Below are 5,520 nucleotides of genomic sequence, written 5' to 3'. Positions count from 1 at the left end.
TATTCCGGTAATCTTTTTAGTGTTTTTATTGTAAAATGTGCCCATAATTATATTTTTTTTAATGTTTGGAGTGCGTTCATCAATGAATGGCAACGGTTACGTATAAGAATAGTGCGGTTTTGTATGCGAGGATTTTCCGAAGGAAAATCAGAAGCTAGCAAAACTGCACGAACCCTTGATTAAGCACTAAACTACGCATTATTTTTATACGTTGTTGGCAACAGTATTTTCTATTATTATTTCAGTCAGTTTGTCAATATCTGTTTTTTTAATTTCGCTTAAATCTAATTTAATTTTTTCTCCATTTTTTTTCACAACAGTTAGAATTCCATTCTGAATATCAGTAGACTTAACGTCTCTAAAATTAAATGATTTTCCCAGAAAGGATTTTATTCTTATTGTAATTCCGACTTTATTCCATCCAACATAATATTTTCCAAAAATCATTTTGGCAAAGAAAAGAACCATTAAAATTGAGCCAAGAGCCATCATTCTTTTATTCCACACAATATTTGGTTCAGAGAATAATTCAAATGTTCCAATTAATGAACATAAAATTGATGAAATTATTAAAACTCCATTTTTCCAATTACTAATATGATTAAAATATATTCTTTTCATTTTTTGCGTTTTGTTCAGATATTGTTGCCAACGGTCTTGTATATGGCTCGTAGCGTGTAAATTAGCGATTATTTTCGGATTGAGCACAAGCCAGATTTTTAAATTTTACTATTTATCTTTTTTATTGGAAATCGTCAAATTTAAAAATTTGGCGACTTTGCAAATATGCCTTAACTTCGATTAGGCAACTGCCCAGCTATGAGCTATATACGTTGTTGCCACCAGTACTTTTTCCACTCCTTTTATTCGCCCCAAATTTGGTAAACACTCATTTCCATTCCATTTTCGCTTAAAAGTATAAATCCGTTTTCGGTTGTTGAATCATCAGTTCCAGAGTCAAATATCAATCGGTTTGTTTTAAATCGGTAAAGTTTAGAATCTGAATTTATCCAACGAGGAAGTGGTTGGCTTTTGTAATCCGCATTTTTTGCATTCGGCTCGAAATTTTTAAGCGGAACACGGATAATCGGTTTATTCAGTTCCGACATATTTTTCAATTCATTTTCATTCAGCGATATGCTGTCAATCAGTTTCCAGTCATTTTCTTCCGCAATCTTTTTCAGTTCCGATATTTTAAAACTTGCGTTCGGTTTTGCTTTCCAGTTTATCGCTAAAGCTCCACCCCAAGGTCCTTGGTCATTTTTTTGTTCGGTTATTTGGTCAGATTTGTATCGTAACCAAAATCCTGAATGTGTCAATCGGCTACACGAAATAAAATTTAGTCCAATCAACAAAATCAAAAGTTTTTTCATTTAGCGCAATGTTTTTCTCGTATTGGTGGCAACGTGTTTGTATAAGGAAAGTTGCGTGTTTGTGTGCGAGGATTTTCCGAAGGAAAATCAGAAGCTAGCAAACAGGCAACTAACTTTGGTTTAGCTAAAACTAGCAATTTTTTTTATACGGTGTTGTAGTGCGTTTTTTATTTTTTCAGTTTGAATTGCTTAATTCCGATTTCAAAAACGAGTTCATTATTCAATTCAATTGGTTTTCCGTTTCGGTCATAAAATTCCGCAAAAACTTTGTCTTTATTAATTACTTCCAAAACAACTCCTTTTTGTCCGGATTTCAGTTTGGAATTCAGATTTTCAGTCAATTCAATTTTTTTATATAGTAATTTTTTTTCAAGTGCTTTTTTCGGTTTTATTGGTTTTGCTTTAAATCCGAAAACATTGACACGGATAAATTCAACAGTTTTTTTATACAATCTATAAATTCCAAGTATTATTCCCTCGAAAATAAATTCAACGAATATTCGACCAATAATTTCTCCTAAAAATTCAATTACAATCACAATTATTAATTCAGTTTCTCGGTTTTCTCAAATGCACTACAACGTGATTGTATATGGAAAGTAGCGTGTAAGTACACAAATACTTTTCCGACTAAAATAACGTTATTAGACAAACGATACAAATAAAATTTGGCACGGATTTAGTTATTTTTTATATACGGTGTTGGCGTTTCGTTTTTTAATTTATATATTTAACACGTTAGAAAACTTTATTTTTAACGTATTGTGTGTTATTTAAAAATAAACTACATTTGCACCCATTAAAAATGGAAGAAAAAAAACAAATTACTATACACAATATAAAGAGCAATCAGTATCGTCAAATTCATTCAGATGGTGCTAGTGCTGGAATTACTCCTTCTGGACTTATTAACATCAGTTTTTATAGTCACAGAAATGTCATCCCTAAAGGAACTATTTTTGAATTAGAAAACGACGGTCGTTTAGGAAAGTTAGTCGGAATTACGGATGACTCTAAAAGTGGAATAGTCAGAGAGTACGATTTTGGAGTTCATATGGATGTTAATACTTGTAAAAGTATTAGAGATTTAATGGACGAAAAAATTAAGGAATACGAAAAATTAACTAAATAAAAACATTATGTATAACATCAATAGTACTACAACTTACTCTGAAGACAGAAGAAGTTTATATCTTGCTGTAGGATTTGCTAGTTTGTCTTTAATTAGTTATTCAGAAACTAGTAGTGCAATAATTGACCATATCGAACCAGAAGTGACAATTCAAATTGACCAAACTAGTGAGGAGCAAACTTCTTCAGAGCTTACTCAGCACGCAATGAATTTAGCTCAATCAAGCTTAGCAGAAGACTGGAATGATGAGAGTGATGAACATTGGGAGTCTTTTCTATAAATGAGTTATGAGCAAGGAGATATAGTTTTAGTTCCTTTTCCATTCACAATGGGAACTAGTTCAAAGCCACGTCCAGCGATAGTGGTTTCTAATTCTATTGTCAATAAAACTCAAGACGTTATTCTAGCTCAAATCACTTCTAAACCTAGAAAAGATTTATTTACTTACATTTTAGATACTGAAAAACTAAGTGATTCTTTAAATCTTGCGAGTCAAGTCAGGTGTCATAAAATATTCATCATAGAAAAATCTACAATCTTTAAGAAGATTTCTAAATTAAATGATGAAGGAATTACCGAATTAAAAAGTAAAATATTCAGTTTGTTCTAGGCTTGGTCAAATGAACGCCAACGGTTACGTATAAGAATAGTGCGGTTTTGTATGCGAGGATTTTCCGAAGGAAAATCAGAAGCTAACAAAAGCGTACTAACCTTTGATTAAGCACTAATTTAAGCATTATTTTTATACAATGTTACCACCAGTTTTTATTTCAGTCCACGTATTTATTTTTCTTTCAATATTCAAAATCATTTGCGCAAACTAATCTTTTAGATTTGTCTTTTTTATAAAAATGTAGTCGGTTCGATTTTCAGCACGTGATAAAAATCGGTTAAAATCGTTTCTAATTTTTTCTGATAATTCAATTAAGAATTGTCTGTTTTGTTCCGCTTTCAATTTTTCTTGATTTGTCAAAACAATAAGCATTGATAAATCGACAAAACTAATTGGTGAATAAACAAAATCCCCTATCCATTTTTTTTCTTTAGACTCATAAAGTACGAATCTCCAATTTTCTTTGTCAATTTGAGTTAACTCTATTTTATCTTTATTCACGGTTGTTTTCAAATTGGTGGTAACGTTTGGTGTATGATTAGGTGCGTGGCTAGCACCTAATTTAGTAAACAAACACTAACCCGAAAAAATTCCGCAGGAATTTTCCAAATAAGCACTTGCCAAAGCAATTAATTATACACGGTGTTAGCAAACGTATTTATTTTTTTTTCAATTCTGATACTGGCCCACAATTTACGACTAAATGTTTCGTCAAATCGTCAATGAATTGAATTGCACTTTCTTCAAATGACATTTCGTAAACCTTTTGCGTTTTTTTAGCATAATCAGCAGATATTTTTGACAGTATTTGTACAAACTGTTCCGCACTTATTCTTGTTGTTTTCAATTGTTCAAATTTTTCGCAAGATTTGTTTGAAACTAATTCAATTAAGTCGCGTTTTCGTTTATTCTTTTTTCTCTCCTTCTTACTTAAAGATTTATTTAGATCAATTTCAACTTTAGGTAGTAAATTTTTATCTAAATAATCTGTCTGACTAGAGTTAAGCCTGTTTTGATTAAAATAAAATTCTACAGCTTTACAAGTCTTAAAAGCCAGAATTTTACTCAACTTATTTTTAACTCCAATTGCAACTATGGCTTCGATAGTTTCGTCAAGATTTAGATTATCATCTATGTCAGTAATTACAATAATTGCTTCGCTAAATTCAAAACTTTTTTCCGTATATAGTTTTTGAGAGAAAATAATTTTATAAGAAACTGTACTTTGGGACTTGATTTCCGTATCTATAGTTTTAAGTTCGCTTGCGCAATTTATATCTGCCGTAGTTTGTGCAAAATTAATTGTCGATAGTAATAAAAATAGGATTAATAATAAATTCTTGATGATGTTCATTTATATGTTTGCTAACGGTTGGTATAAGATTAGTGCGCCAACCAAAAAAGAAGGTCGCTAATCATTAATTTCAACAGCGCATTAATTTTATACGGTGTTGTGTTTAGTTTTATTTTATGGCAGTTTTAAAATCATTTAGCGATTATTCCGTTTTCTTATAAAAATAGAGAGTGGTTTATCTCTCGCAAATGGCGTTACGAACCCTCCATTCACTTATTCTCACGGCTCTACTCGACAAACGCAAGTAAGTAAAAGAATATTTATCGGATTTTCCACTCTCTTTTTAAAATTCTACTACACCATATTCACATATTCTTTTTTCAAAATCCGATAAACTTAACTGGTCGGTTTTAACCAACATAAAAGCATTTACTAAACTTTGGGTTGTCATTAAAGTATATTTACCTGCTTTAGAATATTTTATTTGGTCTTTTGTAAACGGTGTTTTTGTTTTGTCTTTAAAATACTTATTGTTTTCGTGATTGACTATAAACATACCTTGAACATTAAACCCTTTGCTTTTTTCTACGTCAACATGCTTGGTCATTTGCCTTGTTTTGTCGTCTTTTGAGTTTACGTTTTTTGTTCCAGTTACTTCTATTAATAGAATTTTATCTTCAAGTATTATCCTTAAGTCCTCTTTCCTTTTAGCCTTACCAACTTTATGTGTTTTTTTAATACCTATTTCTTTAAATAACAGTTTTACATTTTCTTCTAAAACATCATCATTAGAGTTTAACTCAACAACCTTTTTTAAAAACTCATACTTTTTAGATATTGTTTTTAATTTACGAGAAACTTTATTTAAGTCAGTTTTTAATTGATTCCGCTTATTTAATAAATCCGATATTTCAGGAATATCCTTAGTCAGTTTACAGTAGTCTGAATTATCCATTCTCCAAATGCTTTATCTTCTCGTCTTTACTCATCTATGTTTGTTTTTAATTAAACACAACGGTTAATGTATGGAATGTTGCGTGTTTGTGTGCGAGGATTTTCCGCAGGAAAATCAGAAGCTAACAAACAGAGCAACAACCATTGGTTTAGG

10 protein-coding genes are annotated in these 5,520 nt (G+C 30.8%); 4 read left to right on the top strand and 6 right to left on the bottom strand.

All coding sequences use genetic code 11. From position 1 onward, the window contains the following. Nucleotides 1–183, top strand: a 183-nt coding sequence (locus tag BT151_RS18745; protein ID WP_216231155.1) for a hypothetical protein, incomplete at its 5' end; no start/stop codon positions are given. Between the two features lie 21 nt (nucleotides 184–204). Here BT151_RS18745 and BT151_RS18165 read toward each other — a convergent pair. The 3 genes from BT151_RS18165 to BT151_RS18155 all read right to left on the bottom strand — a co-directional run bounded on the left by BT151_RS18165 (nucleotide 205) and on the right by BT151_RS18155 (nucleotide 1,912). Next, nucleotides 205–621 (bottom strand): hypothetical protein, encoded by a 417-nt coding sequence (locus BT151_RS18165; protein ID WP_072403786.1) that lies wholly within the window; start codon nucleotides 619–621, stop codon nucleotides 205–207. A 242-nt stretch (nucleotides 622–863) separates the two neighbouring features. After that, complete coding sequence (locus BT151_RS18160) at nucleotides 864–1,373, bottom strand: hypothetical protein (RefSeq protein WP_072403785.1); 510 nt, start codon at nucleotides 1,371–1,373, stop codon at nucleotides 864–866. A gap of 167 nt (nucleotides 1,374–1,540) precedes the next feature. After that, the gene (locus BT151_RS18155) at nucleotides 1,541–1,912 is read right to left on the bottom strand and encodes a hypothetical protein (protein WP_072403784.1); all 372 of its coding nucleotides are present in this window, start codon (nucleotides 1,910–1,912) and stop codon (nucleotides 1,541–1,543) included. Nucleotides 1,913–2,163: 251 nt separating this feature from the next. Between BT151_RS18155 and BT151_RS18150 the strand changes: the two genes are divergently transcribed. From BT151_RS18150 to BT151_RS18140, 3 genes are read left to right on the top strand one after another with little or no spacing between them, the layout of a single operon-like run. Then, on the top strand, nucleotides 2,164–2,505 hold the full coding sequence (locus tag BT151_RS18150; RefSeq protein WP_143144354.1) for a hypothetical protein: 342 nt from the start codon (nucleotides 2,164–2,166) through the stop codon (nucleotides 2,503–2,505). A 7-nt stretch (nucleotides 2,506–2,512) separates the two neighbouring features. Beyond that, nucleotides 2,513–2,785, top strand: coding sequence for a hypothetical protein (locus BT151_RS18145; protein WP_072403782.1), 273 nt, complete (start codon nucleotides 2,513–2,515; stop codon nucleotides 2,783–2,785). After that, nucleotides 2,786–3,115 (top strand): type II toxin-antitoxin system PemK/MazF family toxin, encoded by a 330-nt coding sequence (locus BT151_RS18140; RefSeq protein WP_072403781.1) that lies wholly within the window; start codon nucleotides 2,786–2,788, stop codon nucleotides 3,113–3,115. A gap of 210 nt (nucleotides 3,116–3,325) precedes the next feature. On the opposite strand, the gene BT151_RS18135 is transcribed toward BT151_RS18140, so the two are convergent. From BT151_RS18135 to BT151_RS18125, 3 genes are all read right to left on the bottom strand, one after another. Continuing rightward, a complete protein-coding gene (locus BT151_RS18135) occupies nucleotides 3,326–3,619 on the bottom strand; it encodes a hypothetical protein (protein ID WP_143144353.1) in 294 nt (97 codons plus the stop codon). 157 nt (nucleotides 3,620–3,776) lie between these two features. Then, the gene (locus tag BT151_RS18130) at nucleotides 3,777–4,472 is read right to left on the bottom strand and encodes a hypothetical protein (RefSeq protein WP_072403779.1); all 696 of its coding nucleotides are present in this window, start codon (nucleotides 4,470–4,472) and stop codon (nucleotides 3,777–3,779) included. Between the two features lie 283 nt (nucleotides 4,473–4,755). Further along, nucleotides 4,756–5,367: a hypothetical protein gene (locus BT151_RS18125; protein WP_072403778.1), complete on the bottom strand. Its 612-nt coding sequence runs from the start codon at nucleotides 5,365–5,367 to the stop codon at nucleotides 4,756–4,758. Nucleotides 5,368–5,520: the final 153 nt, after the last annotated feature.

This window comes from Flaviramulus basaltis, assembly GCF_900114265.1.
Lineage (GTDB): Bacteria > Bacteroidota > Bacteroidia > Flavobacteriales > Flavobacteriaceae > Flaviramulus > Flaviramulus basaltis.
The sequence above is the reverse complement of the archived record's forward strand: the minus strand, read 5'-3'. Positions and strand labels throughout refer to the sequence as shown.

What these genes read in the sequence shown, in the direction of transcription:
- BT151_RS18125 (WP_072403778.1), bottom strand. Translation starts at nt 5,367, where the DNA reads ATGGATAATTCAGACTACTGTAAACTGACTAAGGATATTCCTGAAATA.
- BT151_RS18160 (WP_072403785.1), bottom strand. Translation starts at nt 1,373, where the DNA reads ATGAAAAAACTTTTGATTTTGTTGATTGGACTAAATTTTATTTCGTGT.
- BT151_RS18145 (WP_072403782.1), top strand. Translation starts at nt 2,513, where the DNA reads ATGTATAACATCAATAGTACTACAACTTACTCTGAAGACAGAAGAAGT.
- BT151_RS18140 (WP_072403781.1), top strand. Translation starts at nt 2,786, where the DNA reads ATGAGTTATGAGCAAGGAGATATAGTTTTAGTTCCTTTTCCATTCACA.
- BT151_RS18165 (WP_072403786.1), bottom strand. Translation starts at nt 621, where the DNA reads ATGAAAAGAATATATTTTAATCATATTAGTAATTGGAAAAATGGAGTT.
- BT151_RS18130 (WP_072403779.1), bottom strand. Translation starts at nt 4,472, where the DNA reads ATGAACATCATCAAGAATTTATTATTAATCCTATTTTTATTACTATCG.